The sequence below is a fragment of the Variovorax beijingensis genome (genome assembly GCF_007828835.1).
Taxonomy (GTDB): Bacteria; Pseudomonadota; Gammaproteobacteria; order Burkholderiales; family Burkholderiaceae_C; genus Variovorax; species Variovorax beijingensis_A.
Map to the genome: position 1 here is coordinate 38306 of NZ_VIVL01000021.1, position 23776 is coordinate 62081.

The window sequence follows — 23776 nt, forward strand, 5'->3', positions numbered from 1 at the left end:
CATATCCCCACCACCAGGAGCACACCATGAGCGACACCCCAACCCTCGGCACCATCGAACGTCCTCCAACCGGCCAGACGCCCTACAGCGCGTGGATGCAGACCGACACGCTGCACTCGCTGCAGCGCACCGTCAGCGACCATCCCGGAGAGCACGCCTGGATCGTTCACGTGCAGGTGTCGGAACTCTACTGGATGCTCATCATCAAGGAAATCCAGTCGGCCCAGGCATTCCTGCGTGCGGACAACCTGCCGCAGGCGTGGCGCACGCTGCTGCGGGTCGTTGCGCACCACGCGCCGCTGGACGCCATCTGGCGTTCGATCGACTGGATGACGCCGAACGACCTGCTCGCGATACTTTCGCGCGCCGTCGCCACGCACGGCAAGGACACAGCACTTCAGGGGTGGACCTATCGGCACATGGTCTACCTGCTCGGGATCAAGCAGGCCGAGCACCTGCAGCACTTCGAGCCACAGCCCCATCGCCGGGAACAACTCGGCAAAGCGCTCGCCGAGCCCAGCCTCTATGACGACGTGCTTGCGTTCCTCCGGCGCAAGGGGATGAACGTGCCCGCGGAGGTGCTCGCACGCGATTTAAGCGCTCCCTACAACCCCAGCAAGGAAGTCGAGCAGGTTTGGCGACAGATCTACGCCGACCCCGACGCAAACATCGAACTCCAGCAGCTCGGCGAGACCCTGGCCGACATTGCCCAGGGCTTCTGCAACTGGAAATTCCGGCACCTGATGGCTACGCGACGGACCTTCGGCGCGCGACCTGCCTACTTTGGCACCGAGGGCGTCGCGTGGCTCGCACCAACGATGGAAGAGATTCCGTTTCCCGAACTTTGGTCGGCGCGCACCTTCATCGGAAACCCGCCGCCCGTGTGCCCCCACATGAGCCGGCAAGTGACATGAAGACCCCGATCGTTCGCGATTCCCGGACCGAGCGTGCAAGAAGCAAGGTCTTCTCAGGCGCACGGGGCGCACCTACGATTTCCCTTGACCTCGCAGCATCCAGTTCACAACAAACCAAACTATCGGAGACAACCTTGTCAGCCAACCTACTGATGGAGATTCTGGAAATGAATGCAACACCGGCCATCGACGACGTCATCCGCGAGCGGCGCAGCAAGCGCGGCTTTCTGGAGCGGCCTGTTCCCCTCGACACGGTGAAGGACATCCTGTCGACCGCGAGCCATGCCCCTAGCTCCAGCAACACACAGCCCTGGCGCTGCTATGTCGTGACCGGCGAAGCGCGCGACCGCGTGACCAAAGCAGCAGTTGCGGAGTTTCGCGCCAATCATGCGACGCTGGCTCCGGAATACCCCTTCTTTCCGCAGCCGCTGCATGACCCGTACGCGAGCCGCTTCAACACCTTTCGCGGCCAGCTCGGCGATGCGCAAGGCGTGCATCGCAGCGACAAGACCGGGCGCCTGCGCGACGTGGAGCGGCAGTTCCTGTTCTTCGATGCGCCAGTCGGGATCATCTTCACGATGGATCGCCGCCTCGAATGGGCCAGCTTTCTCTGCTACGGCTGCTTTCTTCAGAACATCATGCTGGCCGCAAAGGGCAGGGGCCTGGACACCTGCCCGCAGCAAATTTGGTCGCTGCAACACCACGTGCTGCGCGCGGAATTGGGCATTCCACAAGACGAGATGGTGATTGCAGGCATGTCGCTGGGCTGGGCGAACAACGGCTTACCGGAAAACTGCATGACCCTGCACAAAACGCCGGTCGAACAATTCGCCACCTTCACTCACTAGCCACCAACAACCGCAGTTACACAAGGGCACTTATATGTCGATCATCAAGGGCTTTCATCACCTGACCGCGTGCGTCAGCGGCGCACAGGAAGACGTGGACTTCTATGTCAAGCTGCTCGGACAGAGCCTTGTCAAAAAAACGGTACTACTCGATGGCGAGGAGCCGGTCTATCACCTCTACTATGGCAACGCACAGGGCGATGCCGGTACGCTGGTCACCTCGTTCCCCTTCAAGCAGAAAGGGGTGAAGGGACGCCGCGGCTCCGGGCAGATCAAGGTCATCAACTACTCGGTGCCGGCGGGTTCACTGGATTTCTGGCGCGAACGCTTCAGTGCCCGCGGCGTAATCTTCGACGATGCCGTCGTCGAACGCTTCGGAGAGCAGCGCCAGCGCTTCCAGCACCCCTGCGGCATCGAGTTCGACCTGGTGGCCTCCGGGAAGGACACGCGCCCGCCCTGCACTGCTGACGACATCCCGGCGCAATTCGCGATTCGCGGCGTTCACAGCATCACGCTGTCTTTGCGCGAGGTCGATGAGTCGATCATCTTCATGAAGGAAGCGCTGGACTTCTACTACGTCGGCCAATCCGGCCCCCACCACCGCTTCGAAACCGCCGACGGCAAGCCTGGCACCATCGTCGAATTCGTGCACGAGCCGGACCGCCTGCAGGGCTCGTCGATCTACGGCGAAGGCACGATCCACCACGTCGCCTTTGCGGTGGACAACGTCGAGCAGCAGATGCAGATCAAGGAAAAGTTGATGTCGATGGGCCACATCGATACGTCTGAATCAGTCAACCGCAACTACTTCCGTTCAATGTATTTCAAGATGCCGGGCGGCGTGATGTTCGAGGCTGCCACCACCGACATCGGCTTTGCCATCGACGAAGAACCCGGCCATTTCGGCGCCGAGTTCCAGCTGCCGCCGTGGCTGCGCGAGCGCAAGGACGAACTCCTTGCGCGACTGGAGCCTATTGCCGTCTGAGAGCGCGCAGGGCATCCACTTTTTTCTTTGCTTTCCAACACAGGTAACCCATGTCCAAACCCAAGGTCCTCATCGCTTTTTATTCCCGCAACAGCTCGACCGAGCTTCTAGCCAAGGCTGTCGCACAGGGCGCAATGGCGGAAGGCGCGGAAGTCCGGCTCCGCCGCGCGCGGGAATTCGTTGCACCGGAGGTTATGCGCCAGGTGCCCGATTGGTCCGAGCGGGCCAGCGAAATGAACGCCAAGTACGAGGCCCCCACGGAGGCGGACGCCGACTGGGCAGACGCGATCGTCTTCGGCACGCCGACGCGCTTCGGTTCCGTTTCCGCCGAACTCAAGGCCTACATCGACTCGCTCGGCGGCCTCTGGTTCCAGGGCAAGCTGAACGGCAAGGCCGGCTCGGTTTTCGGCTCGACCTCTTCCAGGCATGGCGGCAACGAGGCGACGCTGCTGTCGCTCTACGGCCCAATGGCGCACCTGGGCTTGATCATCGTGCCGCTCGGCTATGCCGATCCGGCAATGTTCGCGGCAGGTACGCCCTATGGCGCGACCCATGTCTCCAACCGTGACTCGGTGATGCCCGGTGCCGAAGACCTCGCCGTCGCGACCTACCAGGGCCGCCGCGTCGCCTCGGTAGCTCGGTCGCTGCGCGCAGCGCAGCCCGTGGCCGAAGCGGCCTGAGGCAGGGATAGCGGGCGGGGAGTTGCAGCGCTATCCTCGGTGGCGGCCGCCGCTGCTGCGCGGCCTCCCTGCTCTCTCACCAGGATTGCGATGCTGGACCTGAAGGATGTCTTCTATTTCGTGCAAGTCGTCGACCGCGGAGGTTTCACCGCCGCCGGGTCCGCGCTTCGCCTTCCCAAGTCGACACTGAGCCACCGCGTCCAGGAGCTCGAGGGTTACCTCGGGGTACGGCTCCTCAACCGAACGTCGCGCCAGTTCGGCATGACCGACATCGGCAAGGAGTTCTACCAATACGCGGTCGCGATGCTGCACAGCTCCGACGTTGCCGAAGAAGCAGTGCGCCAGCGCCTGGCCGAACCCAGCGGCGTGATCCGGCTGACCACGGCGGTCGAGATCGCGCAGTTCGCTCTTCGCGAGATTCTTCCCGTCTTCATGAACCGGTATCCGAAGGTGCGCGTCGTGGAGATTGCGACCGATCGGTATGTGGACATCGTGGGCGAAGGCTTCGATCTTGCGATACGCGGGCACACGGCGTCGCTGCAGAACTCCACGCTGGTGCAGCGCGCCCTTGCCAACGTTCCCTGGTACCTGTTCGCCAGCCCCGGCTACCTCGCGCAAAGGGGGGTGCCTGAAAGCCCCGCGGACCTTGCGCAGCACGCCACGGTCGCGATGGTGCGCAACGGGCCGCAGCAGTGGCAGCTGAAGGGGCCGGACGACGAAGAACTCGTCATGCCCATCGACCCGTGCTTTCAGAGCAACAACATGGTCGCGCTCAAGGAGGCGGCATGCGCCAGCCTGGGCATCGTTGCGCTCCCGGGCTATATCTGCAGGTCGGAGCTGAGGGACGGAACCTTGCGGCAACTCCTGCCCGACTGGTCGGCGGCGGATGCCCGAATCTCGGCGCTGATCCCGTTCCGCACCGGACTGCTTCCCGCGGTGCGTTCACTGGTCGACTTCCTCGCCGTGGAAATGCCGGTGGTCACGGCTTTCGACCACCCCCGCAGCTTCGAGTGAACCGACCGGGCGGCAAAGCCCTGTCGTCCACGAATACGAACGCTGCGTCCGGCAAAGAGCGGCTTGTGAGCTCCGGGTGAAGGACCTATCTTTTCGGCCTTGACTTTCACGAGGCCGATCGAGATGAATCATTTGAATTGCTTGCCGCAAGACGGCATTTTTTGGGGCCAGCACATCTTGCAAGCCGCGGTGGCACGGCTCGGCGAGCACGGCATCCATCGGCCGATGGTGTTCACCGTCGAACCGCTGACAAAGCTCTATGAAGATTGCGTGCGGCCCAACCTGAAGCAGGCCGTGGGCAGCTTCATGGCGCTGCCGCCGCATGTGCCGGACGTGGCAGTGCAGGCCGGACTCGAAGCCTGCCTCCACGCCCGGGCCCAGTCGATCGTGGCGCTGGGAGGCGGTTCGGTGCTCGACGCGGCCAAGGCCGTATCCCATCTGCATCACGAAAAGACGGGACGCTACCTTACCATCGCGGCATTGCCTACGACGCTTTCGGGTTCCGAGTTCTCCCACTATTTCGGCATCACCGAGACGGATGGTTCCGAAAAATTCAAGCGCAGCTACGCGGTGCGCGAGACGGTGCCCAAGGTGGTCGTGATCGACCCGGTACTGGTGTTCGACACGCCGCGTGCGCTGCTCCTGTCATCGGCCATCAAGGGCATGGACCACGCGGTAGAGGGCATGCGCAAGGTGACGAAGGAACACCCGCACGCGATCATGGCGGCGAGCGGGTTGGAGCGGTTCCTGACAGTCCTGCAGAAGTGGCCGCAGGCCATGCCGACGCGCGAAGCGATGGACAAGGGACTGGTGACACCCGACGATCTGCTGCAACTGCAGCTGGCGGCCTGGCAGTGCTACTTCTCGCCTGCATCTGTCATCTATGGCCTGAGCCACCGCATCGGCCATATCCTGGGCGGCACCTTCGGCTTGCCGCACAGCGCGACCTCCTGCATCACCCTCGCGCCCGTCATTCGCGCCTGCGCGGATTTCTATGGCGACAAGCTCGAGATCTTCGGCGCCCCTTCCGCGCTTGCCGCGCACGCCGATGCCGCCGCCCAACTGGCCGGCCGGATCGAAGCCGTGGTTACCTCACTCGGCCTGCCGAATCGCATCGGTGCCTTCGACCTCGACAAGGCAAAGCTGCCGGAAGTGGCCAAGCTGCTAAAGAAGAACTACCCCAACGAAGTGGCCGACCTGGGCAACAACGCAAGCATCAAGCTCGACGCCTTGCTAGACAGCGTCTGGTGACCCACACGCCCGGCAAGACCAAAGGGAGGACGCCAGCTCTCTCTTTTGGGGCATGCAATCGCGCCCCCGTCTCCCTACGCTTGGGCGATGTCAAACGCCCTTTCTTCCCCGAACTTTTCCGCGCCTTGGCGCCGCAGCCTCAAAGCCGCCACATGGCTCTGCCTCGGACTCTGCCTCTCTCATGCAGGCGATACCGCCGCGCAGGCATTTGCCCCTCCTGATTCCGCGTTCGTGCAAGCCGGCTCTTCCCATGGCACACGAACGCTGACCGTCGGACTCAGCTGGGACCTGCCCTATCGATGGCAGCTGGGACCGGGCGAGCTGAGCAGCTACCTGGAGGCTTCTTACGCGTACTGGCAGATCCAGTCGGCCGACCGTTCCGGGCTTTCGCACCTCTCGCAGCTCGCGTTGGTTCCGGTGCTGCGCTACCGCCCTGCAGATGGCGCCTCGCCTTGGTTCTTCGAAACGGGCCTGGGGGTGACCGCCACTTCGTCGGTCTACAAGACCCGGCAGAAGAGCTTTTCGACGAGCTTCAACTTCAGCACCCATCTGGCCGTGGGTCGAAGCTTCGGCGAGCAACGCCGGCACGAGATCGCGCTGCGTCTCGAACATTTCTCGAACGCAGGCATCAAGCATCCGAACCCCGGAGAGAACTTCGTCCAGATCCGATACGCCCGCCGGTTCTAGCGCCGCTGCGCAAGGTAGCGTGCCGGTGGCTGGCCCATGGCCTTCCTGAACATCGCGATGAAGGCGCTCACCGAGTCGTAGCCCAGCTCATCGGCCACCCGTTGCACCGAGAGGCCCGAGTTCAGCCTTTGCAGCGCCACGATCAGGCGCAGGCGCTGGCTCCAGCGTCCGAAGGACATGCCCGTTTCGAGTTGCACGAGGCGGGTCAGGGTCCGCTCGCTCATGGCCAGGCGCGACGCCCATTGCGCTGCCGTAGTCCGGTCTGCCGGATCGCGCATCAGAGCATTGATCAGCCGGCGCAGACGCGGCTCCTCCGACACCGGCAAGTGCATGGCCTCGGTTGGCATGCGCACCAGTTGGTCGAGCAGCACGGCGTGCAGCCGTTGCGCCTGCGGGTCGCGCTGCGCGCCCTCTGACAAAGCGGCCACGTGAAGAATGAGTTCGCGCAGCAAGGGGCTGATGCTCAACGAGCAGCAGGTCTGCGGCATGACGGTGGCGGCGTCATCCACAAAAAGAAAACAGGCATTTCCGTCCGCCGAAACGCGCAGGCTGTGCGGCACGCCCCCGGGAATCCAGAAACCACCGTGCAACGGCGCCATCCACAGCGCACCGGGCACTTCACAGGTCACGGTGCCGCGCAGCAGCATCGCCAGCTGACCTTGCGGATGCTGGTGCGTCGGCAATTCCTCGGCCAGCGCCTGGGTGCGGATCCGCACGGCGGCCACGCGGGCATCCATCTTTTCGAAGTCGAAAGTCCAAGGAGCTAGGCGGCGTGCTCCTCGCGGTTCATCTTGACCGGATTTGCTCATATTCAGCCCGTCCGCAGGCATTCGAATCCGCGCTTCGTCACTAGATTCTTCCGTGGCATCCCGCATCACTTCGGACCTCCATGCATTCTTCACAACCGGCAGATTCTTCGCCCCGCGCCGCGGTTCTCATCGCTGGCATCCTGCTCATCGCGGCCAGCCTCAGGGCACCCATCACCGCGCTGGGGCCCTTGCTTGAACCCGTGCGCGAGAGCTTCGCGCTCAACGCCTCGCAGGCCGGCCTGCTGACGACACTGCCACTTCTCGCGTTCGCCTTGGTGTCTCCGCTTGCTGCACCCATTGCACACCGATTCGGCCTGGAGCGCGTGCTCTTTGCATCGCTGGTCCTGCTCGTCGCAGGCATCGCCGTGCGCTCGGGCGGCACAGCTTCGGCGCTCTATGCGGGAACCTGCGTGATCGGCGGCGCGATTGCCATTGCCAACGTCTTGTTGCCGAGCTTGCTGAAAAGGGACTTTCCTCATCATGTGGCGAAGCTCACGGCCGCGTATGCACTCGCGATGATCTCTGCCGCGGGCCTCGCTTCGGCCGTGGCGGTGCCGCTGGACCACGCGCTTGGCGCCGGATGGCCGGCCTCGCTGGGCGCCGTCGCCGTGCTGCCGCTCGCTGCTGCATTGCTGTGGCTGCCGCAACTGCGCTTTCGAACCGTCTCGGCACCGGGCCTTGTCGCGGGTGCGGACAGAGCCTCGGTGGGGGCCTCGGTGTGGAAGGCCTCACTGGCCTGGCAGGTGGCCGGGTACCTGGGCCTCACCTGCTTCATCTACTTTGCGGCGATTGCATGGCTGCCTTCGATTCTCCAGGAGGCCGGCTTCTCGAGCGCACGCGCCGGCACACTGCATGGGTGGATGCAGCTCGCAGGGGCCGTGCCCGCGCTGCTGCTGATGCCGCTCCTGCATCGCATGACCGATCAGCGCTGGATTGCCTTCGCTTCGCCGGCGCTGAGTGCCTGTGGCCTGGTAGGCCTGCTGGCCCTGCCCATGTGGACGCCGCTGTGGCTCTTTGCCTTCGGCATGGGAATGGGGTCGGCGTTGATCCTGAGCCTGGCCTTCGTCGGGCTGCGCGCGGGCAGCCAACAGATCGCCGCGTCGCTTTCCGGCATGTCGCAATGCATCGGCTACCTACTGGCAGCTGTCGGTCCCACGCTGGTGGGCTACCTGCACGAGGCCGCAGGCAACTGGACGATGCCGCTGGCGGCCTGCCTGGTCCTGTGCCTGGCGATGTGTGCGCTTGGGCTGTCGGTGGGCCGCGCCGTGCACATTGGCAAATGAATGGTGCAGATGTCCGAGCGGCTCGAGGCATGCGTGCTTCATGTATCAGGTTCGCGAGGATGGTAGGCGCGCCCAGCGGGCGGCGGTAGGTGCCACGGCGTGACCACGGTGTTTCCCTGTCCGCACCAATGCACCAATGCGTCGATGCACCGGCACCGCGATTGGTGCGCCGGTGACAACACGGTGCACCCCGACACATGCCTTCCGCCGCCGCGCACGCCTGCCTAGCATTGATTCGTTCGCAAAGCCTCTCCTGCACAACGCGATGCCGACCGTCCGCCAAAAAGCGAACGGGTCGCCTCAACCCAACGGATACCCCATGAAGCTCTATCACATGCCCGGTGCATGCTCCCTCGCTGACCTGATCGTCCTCCAGTGGATCGGCGCAGACCACGAACCGGTGCGCATGAGCCTGGAAAGCATCAAGTCGCCCGACTACCTTGCCATCAATGCGGGCGGCACGGTGCCGCTGCTGGCTCACGGCGACCTGTCGCTCACCGAGAACGTCGCCATCCTCGGCTACCTGGCCGACCTGTACCCGGAAGCGCGCCTGCTGGGCGACGGGTCGCCGCGCGCTCGCGCCGAGGTCATGCGCTGGCTCGGCTTCCTCAACTCGGATGTGCACAAGGCGTTCAAGCCGATCTTCGTGCCGCAGCGCTTCCTGAAAGACGCGGCGATGGCGCCGGTCCTTGCGGACAACGCGTGCGGCCATGTGCGCGAGTACCTCGCGCGGCTGGACGACCAGCTCGACGGCCGGGACTGGCTGACCGGCGAACGCTCCATCGCGGACCCGTATCTCTTCGTGCTCTCGCGCTGGTCGGCAGCCAGGAAGGTCGACATGCAAGGCCTGGACAACCTCGCGCGATTCGTACGGATGATGGACGGCGACCCCGGAGTGCAAGCCGCCCTTCGTGCCGAGAGCGGCATGCCGCAGTAACCCCCGGGCATGCCATGAGACTGTCCTTAACCTCTGCTCTCGAAGCCCTCGAACCCATCTGCGCCACGTCGACTGCACTGGCCCGCTGGTACGCCGAACAGCCCGCGGTTCGGCGGCTGTGGGCGATCCAGGCGACGGACGGGCCCGCGCTGCGGGTCATCGTGATGCTTGAACCCTCGCTAGACGGCGATGAGATCAGTCCCGCCTGGATGGCGCACGGCAGCCGATGGGCGCGCGATCTGCGCGAACGGCTGTCCGGTACCGTGCAACTGGAACGCATCGATGGGCCCCTGCCCGAAGAGTTCGAGATCGACGGCGAAGGCACCGTGCTCTCCGCGCTGTGCTGGCGCGACTCGACCGCGCCCCAAGCGTGAGCGCACCAGCGATCGTCTTCCCAACTCCCTTGACCATCACATGAGCAAAGTCCTCGTTCAGGCGCACGGCGCACTGAGTCCCGCCACGACCATTCGCCAGAGCGGGGTCGCTGGTGTCGAGACCGTCATCCTACCTCCGACGCGCGACCTCGGAGACGGCTTCAAGGTTCGAAGGGCGTTGCCGTCTGCGCACCGGCGGATGGTCGGGCCGTTCATCTTCTTCGACCACATAGGGCCCGCGACCTTCACGGCCGGCCAGGCTTTCGACGTGAGGCTGCATCCGCACATCGGCCTGGCCACGGTCACCTACCTGATCGCTGGCGAGATCATGCATCGCGATGGCTTGGGCAACGTGCAGGCGATCCGTCCCGGCGAGGTCAACTGGATGACCGCCGGTTCGGGCATCGTGCACTCCGAGCGAACGCCCGAGGCCGAGCGCCGGCCCGGGGCGTCGCTGTTCGGCATTCAGGCCTGGGTGGCGCTGCCGAAGACGCATGAAGAGGCCGAACCGGGCTTCTTCCATCACGCCGCGGCGGCCATTCCCAAGACCGATTCGGACGGCGCTGCATTGAGGCTGATCGCGGGGCGAAGCGATGGACTGGTGTCACCAGTGCGCACGTACTCGGACATGGTCTACGCAGACATCGTGCTCGAAGACGCCGCGCGCTACCAGGTGAAGGCGGAGCACGTCGAACGTGCGGTCTACGTGGTGTCTGGGGCGCTCGAGGTGCTTGGCCAGGCCGGCCGCTTCGAAGCCGGCGAACTCGTGGTGTTCAAGCCCGGCGCCGAACTCGTGCTGCGCGGGGCCGGGGCGACCCGCCTGATGCTGATCGGTGGCGAACCGCTTGCCGAGCCACGGCATATCTATTGGAACTTCGTCTCATCGTCCGCCGAGCGTATCGCGCAGGCCAAGGACGACTGGCGCGCGCAGCGATTTGCGGGCGTTCCCGGCGACAGCGAGTTCATTCCCCTGCCTGCGGACACGCCAGCCGCACGCCCCGCTTCCGCATAAAGAAAGAGTCCAGGCCATGGCCCAAGGCACCGCCCGCATCGGACGAGACCACTATCACACGCACATTGACCTCGCCAGCGGGCACACGCTCGTCTCGGACGAGCCCTCCGTCCTCGGCGGCGAAGGCGCAGGGGCCACGCCCTACGAGTTGGTGATTGCCGGCCTGGGGGCGTGCACCGCCATCACGCTCCGCATGTATGCGGACCTCAAAAGCTGGCCCCTCGAATCGGTGCAGGTCGACCTTCATCTTGCGCGGGAAGACAACGCCATGGTGATCGAAAGATCGTTGCGCATTTTCGGCCTGGACGACGCGCAGAAGGCGCGCCTGGCCGACGTCGCCGAGCGAACCCCGGTGACCCTGACGCTGAAGTCGGGCATCCCGATTCGTACGCATCTGCTCTAGACACAGGAACACGCCCGTGCCCACTCGCTCCTTCGCGTTTCTCAACCAGAACGGACTCCGCCTGTCAGGCAGCCTCGAAATGCCAGAGGGCATCCAGCGGGGCTGGGCGCTCTTCGCGCACTGCTTCACCTGTGGCAAGAACAACCTCGCCGCCGTGCGCATCGCGCGGGAGCTGGCCAGTGTGGGCATCGGGGTGCTTCGATTCGACTTCACAGGGCTGGGCGACAGCGAGGGCAGCTTCGCCGACGCGAGTTTCTCGCTGAACGTGCAGGATCTGGTGTCTGCCGCCGAGGCCATGGAGGCTGCCGGAATGCCGCCCCGCTTGCTCGTCGGCCACAGCCTCGGTGGCGCTGCGATGCTGGCTGCTGCGGGCCGGATCGCCAGCGCGCATGCGATCGCGACCATTGCCGCGCCCTTCGACGTGGCACAGGTGCTGCATCTGCTGGATCCCGCTGGTCTTGCGCGGCTCGACACAGAGGGACAGGCGATGGTCCAGGTGGTCGGACGGCCGATGTCGGTCGGCAAGGCCTTCGTGGACGACTTGCGCAAACACGATTCGGGGGCGCGCATCGCAGCTCTGCGCCGGCCACTGCTGCTGCTTCATGCGCCGCAAGACCGCACAGTCGACATCGAGAACGCCACCCGCATCTTCCTGGCAGCGAGGCATCCCAAGAGCTTTGTCTCGCTCGATGACGCGGACCACCTGCTGTCGAAGCGCGAAGACGCCGAACGCGTCGCGCGCCTCATCGCAACCTGGGCAGCCCGCTACCTGCCTGAGCCGCCCGCCGGCCACCCGGTCGCAGCTGATGCAGAAGCGGAAGAAACCGGCCTCGGAAAATTCCAGCTCGCGCTGCGCTCGGGCGGCTCGCGCTGGCTCGCGGACGAACCCGCGACTGTGGGAGGACTCGGCTCGGGCCCCACGCCCTACGACCTGTTGTCGTCTGCGCTCGCCGCCTGCACCACCATGACGCTGCGCCATTACGCCGACAGCAAGGGCTGGCCGGTCGCACGCATCCGCACCGCGGTGAACCACCGGAAGGACAAGGCGGCTTCCCCGCCCGATGTCTTCAGTCGACGGGTATCGATAGACGGAGCCATTACGCAGGTGCAACGCGAGCAATTGCTGGAAGTCGCGCAGCGATGCCCCGTTCACCGCACCCTCGAAGGGGGCGTGCGTTTCGATCCTGTGGAAGAAGACCCACCGGCATGAGCCCGCAGGGATGGCCCGCGTGCGCATGCGTTTCGGTATTGGTGCCTTGCAGACAACACCGTGATCCGTCTCACAGGCCTACCCCACCGCGCCGCCCACTCCTACGATCCATTCATCACATCAACGAAGGCAAGACCATGATCAAAACTGCAAGAAATATCGGGCTGGCGCTGTTGTTCGCCGGAGGCGCAGCGATGACGCAACACGCCGCCGCGCACGGCACCCCAAAAGACGCGAAGGTGACGCCGCTTCTGACTCAGGAGATGAAGGACATCCCCGGCAAGGAAGTGCTGATGATTACGGTGGACTATCCGCCGGGCGCCGCCGACCCCGTGCATCGCCACGACGCCCACAGCTACGTGTACGTGCTCGAAGGCTCAATCGTGATGGGCGTGAAAGGCGGCAAGGAAGTAACTCTCAAGGCCGGCGACACCTTCTATGAAGGCCCCGATGACATCCACACCGTCGGTCGCAACGCGAGCAAGACCAAGCCCGCGAAGTTCGTGGTCATGCTCGTGAAGAACAAGGGTGCCGAGTTCTTCATTCCAGTGAAATAACCCACGGTTGCATTCCACCCGCCACAACGAAGATGACGGGTGTCAGATCGCCGAGGCGGCTGTAATGAGGCGTGCACTTTCCACCCGTTCGTGCACGGGACAGACTCACGTCGGCGCGGTGTCCCCGCGTAAATCCGACCAGCAACACGGCGACGCGGCGGGTGGAAGGCATTCCTTGCTTCCTACGACAGGAAGCCGGCAAAAGCACACAGGACTTCTGCGATGAAACTCTTCTACATGCCCGGTGCCAGCGCACTGGCCGACCACATCGTGCTCGAGTGGTCCAGCGAGCCGTATGAGGCGGTCCGCATGGACCGCCGCAGCATCAAGGCGCCGGAGTACCTGGCGCTCAACCCGACCGGCGTGGTGCCGCTGCTGGTGCACGGCGACTTCACGCTGACCGAGAATGTCGCCATCCTCGGTTACCTCGCGGACCTGCATCCGCATCTGCAATTGGCGGGTGACGGCTCGCCGCGCTCGCGGGCCGAGGTGATGCGCTGGCTGGGCTTCCTGAACTCCGATGTGCACAAGGCGTTCAGGCCAATCTTCTTTCCCGAACGCTACCTGCCGGACGACGGCCTGGCAGCGCAACTTGCGGCCATTGCGCGCGGCCACGTGCGCGAGTACCTCGGGCGGCTGAATGCCCAGCTCGAAGGACGCGAATGGCTCACGGGGCAGCGCTCCATCGCCGATGCCTACCTCTTCGTGATGCTGCGCTGGGCCATCGGAACGAAGGTCGGCCTGCACGGCTTCGACCACCTGACGGCCTTCGTTCGCCGAATGCATGCCGACGAAGGCGTGCATGCGGCTCTCGTGATGGAGGAAGACCTGGCGCCGCGTACCGAACGTGCGCACAGCGTCTCCGATCAGTTGATGCGCCTGAACGAACGGATCCGCGACAACCTCGCCACCACGCTGAACGCCGAGGTGGTAGGGACGGTGGAATACAGCGAAGGCGACGGCGCCGAGCTCGAAGTGCGCCGCGGTCTCGTGGAGATCGAGATCTCCCGTATGGACACGATATTCAGCTGGAAAGACGAGAACTATCGCGCACAGGCGGCCATTCCGTTCCAGAACTTCTCGCGCTATGTCAGCACCGGCGCGATCCGGATCGATCTTTAGGCGCCATCGCCCATGAGCGCTGCCCCCGCCCAAGCCGCGCCGCCCTTCCCCGGGCCGCGCGAGTCGATGGACTACGACGTCGTCATCGTGGGCGGCGGCCCCGCTGGAATGGCGGCGGCCATCCGGATCAGGCAGATCGATGCGAACCTCTCGGTCGCGGTGCTCGAGAAAGGCAGCGAGCCCGGCGCCCACACACTCTCAGGCGCGGTCATGGATCCTCGTGCCATCGACGAACTGCTGCCTGACTGGCGCACGCTGGGGGCACCCTTGAGCCAACCCGTCACGCGGGATGAATTCCTGTTTCTGGGCAAGCAGCGCGCGATGCGAACGCCAGGCTTTCTGGTGCCGCAGTGCTTTCGCAACAAAGGCAACTACGTCGTGCGCCTCGGCCTGCTGGTCAAGTGGCTGGGCGCGTATGCGGAGAGTCTTGGCGTCGAGATCTTCGCGGGCTTTGCCGCGACCGAAATCCTCTACGACCCGCAAGGACGCGTCTCGGGCGTGGCGACCGGCAACGTGGGTGTGGGCCGCAACGGCAAGCCGACGGCCGCGTTCCAGCCCGGTGTCGAGCTTCGCGGCAAATACACGGTTTTTGCCGAGGGCGCGCGCGGGCAGCTCGGGCGACAACTGCTCGCGAGGTTTGGGCTCGACGCCGGGCGAGATGCGGCCAGCTATGCCATCGGCCTCAAGGAGCTGTGGAACGTCGACCCCTCTCGGGCCGAACCGGGCCTGGTCGTGCACACCGCGGGCTGGCCCATGGACCGCGAGACGTTCGGCGGCGGCTTTCTCTACCACCTCGACGGCGACCAGGTGGCGCTGGGCTTTGTCGTCGGGCTCGACTACCGCAATCCCTGGCTGAGTCCGTTCGAAGAGTTTCAGCGCTGGAAAACGCATCCCGCGATTCGCAGGCATCTCGATGGCGGCAAGCGCATTGGCTACGGTGCACGGGCCATCAACAACGGTTTGCCGCAGAGTTTGCCGCGCACCGTTTTCCCCGGCGGGGCCCTGGTCGGGTGCGAGGCGGGCTACCTGAACGCCGCGCGCATCAAGGGCAGCCATGCGGCCATCAAGACCGGCATGCTGGCCGCGGAAGCCGCCTGCGGGGCCCTGCAGGCAGGGCGTTCGGGCGACGAGCTCACGGACTATCCACGCGCCTTCGAGGCCAGCTGGTTGCACACGGAGCTGCACCAATCCCGCAATTTCAAGTTGTGGTTCAAGAAGGGCTCGCTTGCCGGCACGCTCATGACTGGCGTCGAGCAATGGCTGATGCCCAAGCTGGGCATCGCCGCGCCGCCCTGGACGCTGCAAAACACGCGCCCGGACCACGCGAGCCTGCGGCCCGCGGACCGCTGCGAGCCCATCGCCTATCCGAAGCCGGACGGCGTTTGCAGCTTCGACCGCCTGAGCTCGGTCTACCTGAGCAACACGCATCACGCGGAAGACCAGCCGGTGCACCTGACGCTGCGCGATGCGGCGGTGCCGGTCGACGTCAACCTGCGGGTGTACGCGGGCCCCGAAAGCCGCTACTGCCCCGCCGGCGTGTACGAGTTCCTCCGGAACGACAAGGGCGAAGACAAGCTGCAGATCAATGCGCAAAACTGCATCCATTGCAAGACCTGCGACATCAAGGATCCGACCCAGAATATTGTGTGGATCGCACCCGAAGGCGGCGACGGTCCCACCTATGAAGCCATGTAGATCGACCTGTTCGCCGCTGGCGGACGCCAAGGAACCCATGCCATGATGATTCCCATCCCCTCGCTTTCACTGTCACCGGCCCACGCACAGGTGCGCGCATGACGGCCGACTGCACGCACCTCGACCAGGTCCGCCCGGTCACGCCGAACACCAATGGTTGCGAGGAATGCCTGCGGTCCGGCGGCCGCTGGGTTCACCTGCGCATGTGCCTCACCTGCGGGCACGTCGGATGTTGCGACTCGTCGCAGGGAAAGCACGCGACCGGCCACTTCCACGAGACCGGCCACCCGGTCGTGCAGTCTGCGGAGCCCGGTGAATCCTGGCGCTGGTGCTATGTCGACAAGACGCTCGTTTGAGAGCCGGGTGCGACGCAGCGGCGTGCACCAGACGATCGCCCTCCTACTTTCCGAAGCCCTGCCATGAGCCTGCAACTTTCCCCCTTCGACCATAACGACGTCGCCGATGCGGTGTTCGATGCCACAGGTATCGCTGCCCGGGCCAAGCGCGTCGGTGACCTCGCGCCCGACGCGACGTTGCCGGACGGTCTCGGCCAGCCGGTTCGTCTGTCGGACGTGTGGCGCAAGGGACCGCTCGTGCTGGTTTTCTACCGTGGCGGCTGGTGCGGCTACTGCAGCCTCCAATTGCGAGCCTGGCACCAGCGAGCGGACGACCTGGCACGGCTCGGTGCCACGCTCCTGGCGATCTCGCCGCAGACGCCGGACCATTCGATGCGCACGGCCGAGGACAACCAGTTCACTTTCACCGTACTCAGCGACTCCAACCTCGAAGCGGCCAACGGCTTCGAACTGGCCTTCACGCTTCCCCCCGAGCTCGTGAGCTTCTATGGTTCGGTGGGCACCGACATTCCCGTCCTGAATGGCAACGGCCTGTGGGTGTTGCCGGTTCCGGCGACTTATGTGATCGACGAGAAAGGCCGCATTCGTTTCGCCCACATCGAGGAAGACATCCGAAAGCGCGCTGACCCGGCCGATGTGCTGCGCGTGATCGAAGGCCTGGTCCGTGGCCGTGCGCTTGTGGCGCCAGGCGGCTGACGCCTGCATTGGCTCCATGCGACGAAGCCCGCCAGAGCGGCGGGCTTCGTGTTGGACCTTGAGAGCTTGCTGCTCAGTTGGGCGTGCCGCCGGGAACGGGCTTGCGGCGATTCGGCTTGCGCGCGTCGCGCGTCTCGTGGCGTTTTTCACCGGCAACAGCGGCCGTGTCGGTTCCGATGGCGCCGCCCTCGGCGGTCTTGACCGTATCGCCCGAGGGCGCGGCAACCTTGCCTTGCGATTTCGTCGCGACCTTGGCCTGCGCTCGCACCTGAGGCTTGCTGTCGGTGATGGCCTGGTTCTCCGCCGATTGTGCGAAGACGCTGGTCGCGGCCAGGAAGGCAGCGGTCATGACGGTGATGTGCTTGAACATGGGATTGGCTTTTCCGAAAGTGAAGGGGATGGCGCCGCGTTGCCGCCGGCGGCCAAAAAAATTCTAGGACCCGGCCTCGCCGGTTTTCACTTTCGACTGGTGCCCTTTCGGAAACATGCCGAGTCCCGATTCGATTGGTGCGCGTTGGGCAACACCGTGAAGCCTCGTGCATGGCTACCGCGCTCGACTCCCCGAATCTACGCTACGTCCTGTCTACGCGATCTTCGCAAACGGACGACTCAGCCGATTCTGAGTCCAGGCATCCGCCACCCATTCCAGGAGCTAGTCATGACCCAGCGTGTCAACTATGTCGAGCAATCGCCCGAACTCTTCAAGAAGTTCGTCGAATTCCTTAACGCCATCAAGGAAGGCGCAATCGAAGAGCCGATCCGCAACCTCGTGTCGATCCGCACGGCGCAGCTCAATGGCTGCACCTTCTGCCTGGACATGCACGTCAAGCAGGCCAAGATCCAGGGCGAGCGCGAGCTGCGCCTGTACCACCTGGCTGCATGGCGCGAGTCGACGCTGTTCATTCCGCGCGAGCGCGCGGCACTGGCCTGGACCGAAGCGCTGACTAAGCTGCCCGAGCAAGGCGTGCCCGACGACATCTACGAGCGCGTGCGCACGCAGCTGTCAGAAAAGGAAATCTCCGACCTCACGTTCCTCGTCATGTCGACCAATGCATGGAGCCGGCTGAACATTGCTTTCAAGAGCGTGCCCGGCAGCTCCGACAAGGTCTTCGGGTTGGACAAGGCCAAGCTCGCCTGACCCACGCTGCACAAATCGCCCTCCGTCATCCACACGGCCCCTTGCGGGCTACAAGGAAAAAACATCATGAAGATCGTTGTCATCGGCGGCTCGGGCCTCATCGGCTCGAAGGTCGTCAGCAAGCTGCGCGACGCCGGCCACGAGGTCGTTTCCGCATCCCCCGCCTCGGGCGTCAACACCATCACCGGCGAAGGCCTGGCCGAAGCCCTCCAGGGCACGCAGGTGGTGCTGGACGTGGCCAACTCGCCCTCGTTTGAGGATAAGGCCGTGCTCGAGTTCTTCGAAACCTCGGGGCGCAACTTGCTGGCCGCGGAAGCCGTAGCCGGCGTGAAGCACCACGTGGCACTGTCGGTGGTCGGCACCGACCGCCTTTTCGAAAGCGGCTACTTCCGCGGCAAGATCGCGCAGGAAAAGCTGATCCGCGAATCGAAGATCCCGTACACCATTGTCCATTCGACGCAGTTCTTCGAGTTCCTTGGCGGCATTGCGCAATCGGGCACCGACGGTGACACCGTGCACCTTTCGCCGGCCTACGTACAGCCGATCGCATCGGACGATGTCGCAGCCGCCGTGGCGGACTACACCCTAGGCAGCCCGGTGAACGGCGTGGTCGAAATTGCGGGACCCGAGCGCGTTCGCCTCTCCGATCTCGTGCAGCGCTTTCTCGCCAAGACCAACGATCCGCGCAAGGTCGTCCAGGATGTGCACGCACGCTATTTCGGAGCGGAGCTAAAGGACGACACGCTGGTGCCGGGCGCTAACCCGCGCATCGGCGCCCTCAGCTTCGAGGCCTGGTTCGCACTTCCCAAGCCGGCACGCTGACACGAAGCCCTCCCCCCCGGCCGCATCTTGATGCGGCGGGGAGCTTACGCCCGAAGACCCCTCTCTCGATCCTGGTGACTCCATGCCTGACACCTCCCAGCTTTCCACCCTCGCCTCGTCGAGCCTTGCCGACGTCAGCCGTGGCCGCTACGTCATCGACCCTGTGCATTCGCATGTGCTGTTCAGCGTCTCGCACTTCGGCATCTCGACCTACTACGGCGAGTTCACCATGCCTGGCGGTACGCTCGACATTCCGCTTTCTGCAAGCGGAAGCCCCACGCGACTCGCGGTGTCTGTACCGGTCGCCAATGTGAAAACGACGAGCCGGATCCTGGACGACGAACTCAAGAGCTCCGACTGGCTGGACGGCGAGCGGTTCCCGTCGATCACCTTCGACTTCGCAGCGCCCGTTTCCCTTGCCGCGAATTCGTTTCAGGTGAGCGGCACACTCGCCTTGCACGGCGTGAGGCGCAATGTCACTTTCGACGTGAGCTTCGTCGGCGCGGGCATGAACCCGGCCAAGCAGGTCTACACAATTGGCTTCGATATTCGGGGCCGAATCCGCCGCAGCGACTATGGAGTTACTGCCGCGCTACCGATGATCGGCGACGAACTCACCTTGATCGTCAGCGCTGCCTTCGAACTCGAAGCTTCGGCCGCCTGAACGCACTGTTTTCTAACCATCGAGCGGAAGCCTGGAATGCCCACGCAAAGAGATAGAGCCAATGCCTTCGCGGCCGAAGCCGCACAGCCAAGCCCACTGCAGCCGCCATCCCTTGCGCTGCTCGACAAGTACAAGGGGCAAGAATTCGAACCCATCTATTCGACCGTCGTCACGGTGAGCGGCGGCGAAGCAGAACACGGACGGGCATCAGGCGTAGCACGCTCCGACGACGGCAACCTGAACGTGGAGCTGCGGCTCCCCACCTCCCTCGGCGGTGGCGGGGGCGGCACCAACCCGGAGCAGTTGTTCGCAGCGGCCTATGCCGCGTGCTTTCATGGGGCGTTGAACCTGTTGGCGGCGAAACGGAAGATTCCGGTTCGCGACGCCAACGTTCAGATGTCCGTCGCTTTCGGGCGCGATCCGGTCGACGGGCTTTTCATGCTCACGGCCGATGTACGGATTCATTTGCCCGATGTCGAAAAAAGCGTGGCCGAAGAGCTGGTGCGGAGCACGGAACGGTTCTGCCCCTACGCAAAGATGGCGCGCAACGGCATCACCAGCGTCGTGGCACTGGCGGCCTAGAAATCCCTACACCTGCGCCACGCTCCGTCGGCGCCTCTCCCCTGCGCTGAAAAAGGCCTTTTATGAGCGACTCATCCGACACCCCCCGCAAGACGCCGCTGACCACAGCCTTCGGCGCTCCCGTGCCCGACAACCAGAACAGCCTCACGGCTGGCCCGCGCGGTCCGCTGCTGATGCAGGACGTATGGCTGATCGAGAAGCTCGCCAACCTGAACCGCGAGATCATTCCCGAGCGCCGCATGCACGCCAAGGGCTCCGGCGCTTTTGGCACCTTCACCGTCACGCATGACATCAGCCGGTTCACGCGCGCCAAGCTCTTCAGTGCCGTGGGCAAGAAGACCGAGATGTTCGCGCGCTTCACCACGGTGGCGGGCGAGCGCGGCGCGGCCGATGCCGAACGCGACATCCGCGGCTTCGCGCTCAAGTTCTACACGGAAGAAGGCAACTGGGACCTGGTGGGCAACAACACGCCGGTCTTCTTCGTGCGCGATCCGCGCAAGTTCCCGGACCTCAACAAGGCGGTCAAGCGCGATCCCCGCACCAACCTGCGCAGCGCCACCAACAATTGGGACTTCTGGACGCTGCTGCCCGAGGCGCTGCACCAGGTCACCATTGTGATGAGCGACCGCGGCATTCCGGCCAGCTACCGCCACATGCACGGCTTCGGCTCGCACACCTACAGCTTCGTCAATGCACAGGACGAGCGCTTCTGGGTCAAGTTCCACTTCAGGACGCAGCAGGGCATCAGGAACCTCACGGATGCCGAGGCCGCAGCCATTGTGGGCAGCGACCGCGAAAGCCACCAGCGCGACCTGTTCGATGCGATCGAGCGGGGCGACTTCCCCAGATGGACGCTGTACGTGCAGGTGATGCCGGAGGCTGAGGCCGAGGCGCTGCCCTACCACCCCTTCGACCTGACCAAGGTCTGGCCCAAGAAGGACTACCCGCTGATCGAAGTGGGCGTGATGGAGCTCAACCGAAACCCCGGAAACTTCTTTGCCGATGTGGAGCAAAGCGCGTTCGCGCCCAACAACCTGGTGCCCGGCATCGGCGTGTCGCCCGACAAGATGCTGCAGGCGCGCATGTTCGCCTACTCGGACGCACAGCGCTACCGCCTGGGCGTGAACCACCACCAGATCCCGGTGAACGCCGCGCGGTGCCCGGTGCACAGCAACCACCGAGACGGCACGATGCGTGTGGATGGCAACTACGGCGGCACGCCGCACTACGAGCCCAACAGCTTCGGCCAATGGCAGGAGCAGCCCGGCTACCGTGAGCCGCCGCTCAGGCTGCGCGATGATGCGGACTTCTGGAACTTCCGCGAAGACGACGCGGACTACTACAAGCAGCCCGGTGACCTGTTCCGGCTGATGACGCCTGCGCAACAGCAGGTTCTGTTTGACAACACCGCGCGCGCCATGGGTGAGGCGCCGGATTTCATCAAGCGCCGCCACATCGACAACTGCGCCAAGGCCGATCCGGCGTATGGGGCGGGTGTGGCGCGGGCCCTCGGTATCTAAGGCACATCGCCTGAGGACAACCGCTCGAGTTCCGCCGCCAGGAACTCGATGAAGAGCCGCGCACGCGCCGGCGCTTGGCGCCCGAAGGCATGCAGGGCCGAGACGGTCACGAGCGGCAACGGCTGCGACGGCAGCACGGGCACCAGGCGGCCGGCGCCGATGTCGCCTTGCACGAACAGGCGCAGGATCTGCACGATGCCCAAGTCGCCGAGCGCCGCGACGCGCAGCGCGACACTATTGTCGGTATCGAATACGCCAGGGGGGCTCAGCATGGTGCCATCGGCAAAGCGGATGGGAAACGCCTTGCCACCCAGCATGTAGCGCACGTGCGCGTGGCTGTATAGGGCCTCGATCGAATCCGGCATGCCGCGGCGCGCCAGATACTCGGGCGAAGCCACCAGCACGAGCGGCAGGTCGGCGAGGCGCCGCGCGGTCATGTCGGAGTCAGCAATCTGCCCCGCCCGGATGGCGATGTCGTAGCCATCGCGGATCAGGTCGACGTGCCGGTCGGCAAGGCTCATCTCAAGCTTCAGTTCCGGATGCCTGGGCAAAAATTTGCCGACCACTGGCTCCAGCAGGATGCGTCCGAGATCGCCGGGCGCCGTGATGCGCAGCACGCCCTGCGCGACGCCGGCAGGCCGCATCACGTCGTTGGCCTCGTCGAGCGCGCGCAGCAGTGGCGCGATGCGCTCGTAGTACGCAGCACCCTCCTGCGTGAGCGACAACACCCGCGTAGAGCGCTGAAAGAGCCGCACACCGAAGCGTTGCTCCAGCCGCGCAACACTCTTGGAGACCGCCGATGGTGACGTTCCCAACGCTCGCGCGGCCGCACTGAAAGAGCCCGCCTCGACGGCACTGGCGAAGGCCACCAATCCGGGCGCGTGATCCAGAACATTCATTGAAGACTCCGCGGCACAAGTGTTTCTCTTTTTGCCCACTACCGAAGTGCAGAGGGGCGATCTAGATTGAGGGCTTCTCTCGCTAACAAGGAAAAGCACTATGCAAAAACTCTCCGGCAAAGTGGCCGTGATTACCGGCGGCAACAGCGGCATTGGCTTGGCCTGCGCACAGGCTTTCGCGGCGGAAGGTGCCCGCGTCGTCATCGCGGGGCGCCGACAGGAAGCCGTGGATGCTGCGTTGGCAAGCATCGGTCCGGACGCAATGGGCTTCGTCGGCGACGTGGCCGACCTGGCAATGCACGACCGTCTTCTCGCTGCGGTGAAGGCACGGTTCGGCGCGATTCACATCTATTTAGCGAACGCGGGAACGGCCATTCTCGAGCCGTCTTCTGCCGTGACCGAGGACAACTACGACCAGCAGTTCGCCACCAACACCCGCGCGGTGTTCTTCGGCGTTACCAAGGCGTTGGCCCTCATGCACGATGGCGGATCGGTCATCCTCACAAGTTCGATCGCCGGCAACAAGGTGATGGACAACCACGCGGTATATGCGGGCAGCAAGGCTGCCATCGAGGCCTTTGCTCGCAACTGGGCACTCGAACTGAAGGACCGTCGCATTCGGGTCAACGTGCTGAGCCCCGGCCCAGTGGACACGCCAATACTCGCAAAGCTGGGCATAACGGAATCCGCACGGCCTGATTTCGACAAGAGCATGGCTGCAGCAATCCCGCTGGGTCGCCTGGGCCGGCCGAACGATCTGGCGCAAGCAGCGCTGTTCCTCGCCGGCGACGACAGCGTGTTCGTCACAGGCGTCAACCTGAAGGTCGATGGCGGTATGGCGCTGACCTGAAAGGCCGAGGCGCGCCTGCATGGGCGGCCTCTGGTTGTCAGGCCTGAGCCACCGTGCGCGGAGGGAGAAATCCTTTCGCGTTGGTCAGATCAGGCCACGGAAGCACGGTTTCCCCGGAGACCAGCCACTTGCCGGCCGTCCGCCGAAGCCGCAGTTCATATAGCGCCGGGTCGGCGTTCTGGCTCATTCGCCGAAAGAGAATCGCTGTGGCCTCATCGCCCTGCTCCTCAATGTGCAGAATGCGCTTTTCCGTCGACAACGGCTTCTCGCCTGCGTCGCGGCGGCTTCTGAACTCGGCCATCATTTCCGCCTTGGAGAAGCGCGCAACCTCTCCCTGCGGCGTCAGTACCAGGAAGCCAAGGTCTTCTGTGTAGAGCGCCTCCATTTCGTCCATCCGATAGTGGCTACCGGTTTCGGCAAGCAGGTTGATGAAGGCAGTGATTTCGGGGTTGCGAGACGAAGGCATGA

General features: G+C 64.5%; 28 protein-coding genes. 24 read left to right on the plus strand and 4 right to left on the minus strand.

Annotation, left to right across the window (positions count from 1 at the left end):
- Positions 1-26: 26 nt before the first annotated feature.
- From FB547_RS31935 to FB547_RS31965, 7 genes are all read left to right on the plus strand, one after another.
- Complete coding sequence (locus FB547_RS31935) at positions 27-914, plus strand: tryptophan 2,3-dioxygenase (protein WP_145747617.1); 888 nt, start codon at positions 27-29, stop codon at positions 912-914.
- The gene (locus tag FB547_RS31940) at positions 911-1762 is read left to right on the plus strand and encodes a nitroreductase (protein ID WP_315899351.1); all 852 of its coding nucleotides are present in this window, start codon (positions 911-913) and stop codon (positions 1760-1762) included. Before FB547_RS31935 ends, FB547_RS31940 begins: the two co-directional genes overlap by 4 nt.
- A gap of 34 nt (positions 1763-1796) precedes the next feature.
- Complete coding sequence (locus FB547_RS31945; RefSeq protein WP_145747618.1) at positions 1797-2747, plus strand: ring-cleaving dioxygenase; 951 nt, start codon at positions 1797-1799, stop codon at positions 2745-2747.
- 50 nt (positions 2748-2797) lie between these two features.
- A complete protein-coding gene (wrbA, locus tag FB547_RS31950; RefSeq protein WP_145747619.1) occupies positions 2798-3427 on the plus strand; it encodes an NAD(P)H:quinone oxidoreductase in 630 nt (209 codons plus the stop codon).
- 90 nt (positions 3428-3517) lie between these two features.
- Positions 3518-4441: a LysR substrate-binding domain-containing protein gene (locus FB547_RS31955; protein ID WP_145747651.1), complete on the plus strand. Its 924-nt coding sequence runs from the start codon at positions 3518-3520 to the stop codon at positions 4439-4441.
- Between the two features lie 123 nt (positions 4442-4564).
- Positions 4565-5692 carry an iron-containing alcohol dehydrogenase gene (locus tag FB547_RS31960; protein ID WP_145747620.1) on the plus strand — a complete coding sequence of 376 codons (1128 nt, stop codon included), beginning with the start codon at positions 4565-4567 and terminating at the stop codon, positions 5690-5692.
- A gap of 87 nt (positions 5693-5779) precedes the next feature.
- Positions 5780-6379: an acyloxyacyl hydrolase gene (locus tag FB547_RS31965; RefSeq protein ID WP_145747621.1), complete on the plus strand. Its 600-nt coding sequence runs from the start codon at positions 5780-5782 to the stop codon at positions 6377-6379.
- On the opposite strand, the gene FB547_RS31970 is transcribed toward FB547_RS31965, so the two are convergent.
- Positions 6376-7116: an AraC family transcriptional regulator gene (locus FB547_RS31970; RefSeq protein WP_261380468.1), complete on the minus strand. Its 741-nt coding sequence runs from the start codon at positions 7114-7116 to the stop codon at positions 6376-6378. The two genes, FB547_RS31965 and FB547_RS31970, sit on opposite strands and share 4 nt — an antisense overlap.
- A 152-nt stretch (positions 7117-7268) precedes the next feature.
- On the opposite strand from FB547_RS31970, the gene FB547_RS31975 reads away from it, so the two are divergent.
- The 11 genes from FB547_RS31975 to FB547_RS32025 all read left to right on the plus strand — a co-directional run bounded on the left by FB547_RS31975 (position 7269) and on the right by FB547_RS32025 (position 16833).
- Complete coding sequence (locus tag FB547_RS31975) at positions 7269-8471, plus strand: MFS transporter (RefSeq protein ID WP_145747623.1); 1203 nt, start codon at positions 7269-7271, stop codon at positions 8469-8471.
- Between the two features lie 319 nt (positions 8472-8790).
- On the plus strand, positions 8791-9408 hold the full coding sequence (locus FB547_RS31980) for a glutathione S-transferase N-terminal domain-containing protein (protein ID WP_145747624.1): 618 nt from the start codon (positions 8791-8793) through the stop codon (positions 9406-9408).
- A 14-nt stretch (positions 9409-9422) separates the two neighbouring features.
- Positions 9423-9782: a hypothetical protein gene (locus FB547_RS31985; protein ID WP_145747625.1), complete on the plus strand. Its 360-nt coding sequence runs from the start codon at positions 9423-9425 to the stop codon at positions 9780-9782.
- A 40-nt stretch (positions 9783-9822) separates the two neighbouring features.
- On the plus strand, positions 9823-10794 hold the full coding sequence (locus tag FB547_RS31990; RefSeq protein WP_145747626.1) for a pirin family protein: 972 nt from the start codon (positions 9823-9825) through the stop codon (positions 10792-10794).
- 16 nt (positions 10795-10810) lie between these two features.
- A complete protein-coding gene (locus tag FB547_RS31995; protein WP_145747627.1) occupies positions 10811-11197 on the plus strand; it encodes an OsmC family protein in 387 nt (128 codons plus the stop codon).
- A 16-nt stretch (positions 11198-11213) separates the two neighbouring features.
- Entirely contained in the window at positions 11214-12407 is a 1194-nt protein-coding gene (locus FB547_RS32000) for a bifunctional alpha/beta hydrolase/OsmC family protein (RefSeq protein WP_145747628.1), read from the plus strand.
- A gap of 137 nt (positions 12408-12544) precedes the next feature.
- Positions 12545-12964 (plus strand): cupin domain-containing protein, encoded by a 420-nt coding sequence (locus tag FB547_RS32005; protein ID WP_145747629.1) that lies wholly within the window; start codon positions 12545-12547, stop codon positions 12962-12964.
- 222 nt (positions 12965-13186) lie between these two features.
- The gene (locus FB547_RS32010) at positions 13187-14086 is read left to right on the plus strand and encodes a glutathione S-transferase family protein (RefSeq protein WP_145747630.1); all 900 of its coding nucleotides are present in this window, start codon (positions 13187-13189) and stop codon (positions 14084-14086) included.
- A gap of 12 nt (positions 14087-14098) precedes the next feature.
- Entirely contained in the window at positions 14099-15781 is a 1683-nt protein-coding gene (locus tag FB547_RS32015; RefSeq protein ID WP_145747631.1) for an electron transfer flavoprotein-ubiquinone oxidoreductase, read from the plus strand.
- A gap of 98 nt (positions 15782-15879) precedes the next feature.
- A complete protein-coding gene (locus FB547_RS32020; protein WP_145747632.1) occupies positions 15880-16137 on the plus strand; it encodes a ubiquitin carboxyl-terminal hydrolase 14 in 258 nt (85 codons plus the stop codon).
- Between the two features lie 63 nt (positions 16138-16200).
- On the plus strand, positions 16201-16833 hold the full coding sequence (locus FB547_RS32025; protein WP_145747633.1) for a peroxiredoxin-like family protein: 633 nt from the start codon (positions 16201-16203) through the stop codon (positions 16831-16833).
- 73 nt (positions 16834-16906) lie between these two features.
- On the opposite strand, the gene FB547_RS32030 is transcribed toward FB547_RS32025, so the two are convergent.
- The gene (locus FB547_RS32030) at positions 16907-17203 is read right to left on the minus strand and encodes a hypothetical protein (protein ID WP_145747634.1); all 297 of its coding nucleotides are present in this window, start codon (positions 17201-17203) and stop codon (positions 16907-16909) included.
- A 288-nt stretch (positions 17204-17491) separates the two neighbouring features.
- Here FB547_RS32030 and FB547_RS32035 point away from each other — a divergent pair, with 288 nt between their 5' ends.
- The 5 genes from FB547_RS32035 (at position 17492) to FB547_RS32055 (ending at position 21559) form a co-directional block, all read left to right on the plus strand.
- Positions 17492-17971, plus strand: coding sequence for a carboxymuconolactone decarboxylase family protein (locus FB547_RS32035; RefSeq protein WP_145747635.1), 480 nt, complete (start codon positions 17492-17494; stop codon positions 17969-17971).
- A gap of 66 nt (positions 17972-18037) precedes the next feature.
- Positions 18038-18793, plus strand: coding sequence for an SDR family oxidoreductase (locus FB547_RS32040; protein WP_145747636.1), 756 nt, complete (start codon positions 18038-18040; stop codon positions 18791-18793).
- A gap of 82 nt (positions 18794-18875) precedes the next feature.
- Positions 18876-19457 (plus strand): YceI family protein, encoded by a 582-nt coding sequence (locus FB547_RS32045; RefSeq protein WP_145747637.1) that lies wholly within the window; start codon positions 18876-18878, stop codon positions 19455-19457.
- Positions 19458-19493: 36 nt separating this feature from the next.
- Positions 19494-20039, plus strand: a complete 546-nt coding sequence (locus FB547_RS32050) for an Ohr family peroxiredoxin (protein WP_145747638.1) — start codon at positions 19494-19496, stop codon at positions 20037-20039.
- 62 nt (positions 20040-20101) lie between these two features.
- Positions 20102-21559 (plus strand): catalase, encoded by a 1458-nt coding sequence (locus FB547_RS32055; protein ID WP_145747639.1) that lies wholly within the window; start codon positions 20102-20104, stop codon positions 21557-21559.
- Here FB547_RS32055 and FB547_RS32060 read toward each other — a convergent pair.
- Positions 21556-22458, minus strand: coding sequence for a LysR family transcriptional regulator (locus FB547_RS32060; RefSeq protein WP_145747640.1), 903 nt, complete (start codon positions 22456-22458; stop codon positions 21556-21558). The genes FB547_RS32055 and FB547_RS32060 overlap by 4 nt on opposite strands.
- A 100-nt stretch (positions 22459-22558) precedes the next feature.
- Between FB547_RS32060 and FB547_RS32065 the strand changes: the two genes are divergently transcribed.
- Positions 22559-23308 (plus strand): SDR family NAD(P)-dependent oxidoreductase, encoded by a 750-nt coding sequence (locus tag FB547_RS32065; RefSeq protein ID WP_145747641.1) that lies wholly within the window; start codon positions 22559-22561, stop codon positions 23306-23308.
- Between the two features lie 37 nt (positions 23309-23345).
- Here the strand turns inward: FB547_RS32065 and FB547_RS32070 are convergent, their stop codons facing one another.
- Positions 23346-23774, minus strand: coding sequence for a hypothetical protein (locus FB547_RS32070; RefSeq protein ID WP_145747642.1), 429 nt, complete (start codon positions 23772-23774; stop codon positions 23346-23348).
- Positions 23775-23776 lie beyond the last annotated feature (2 nt).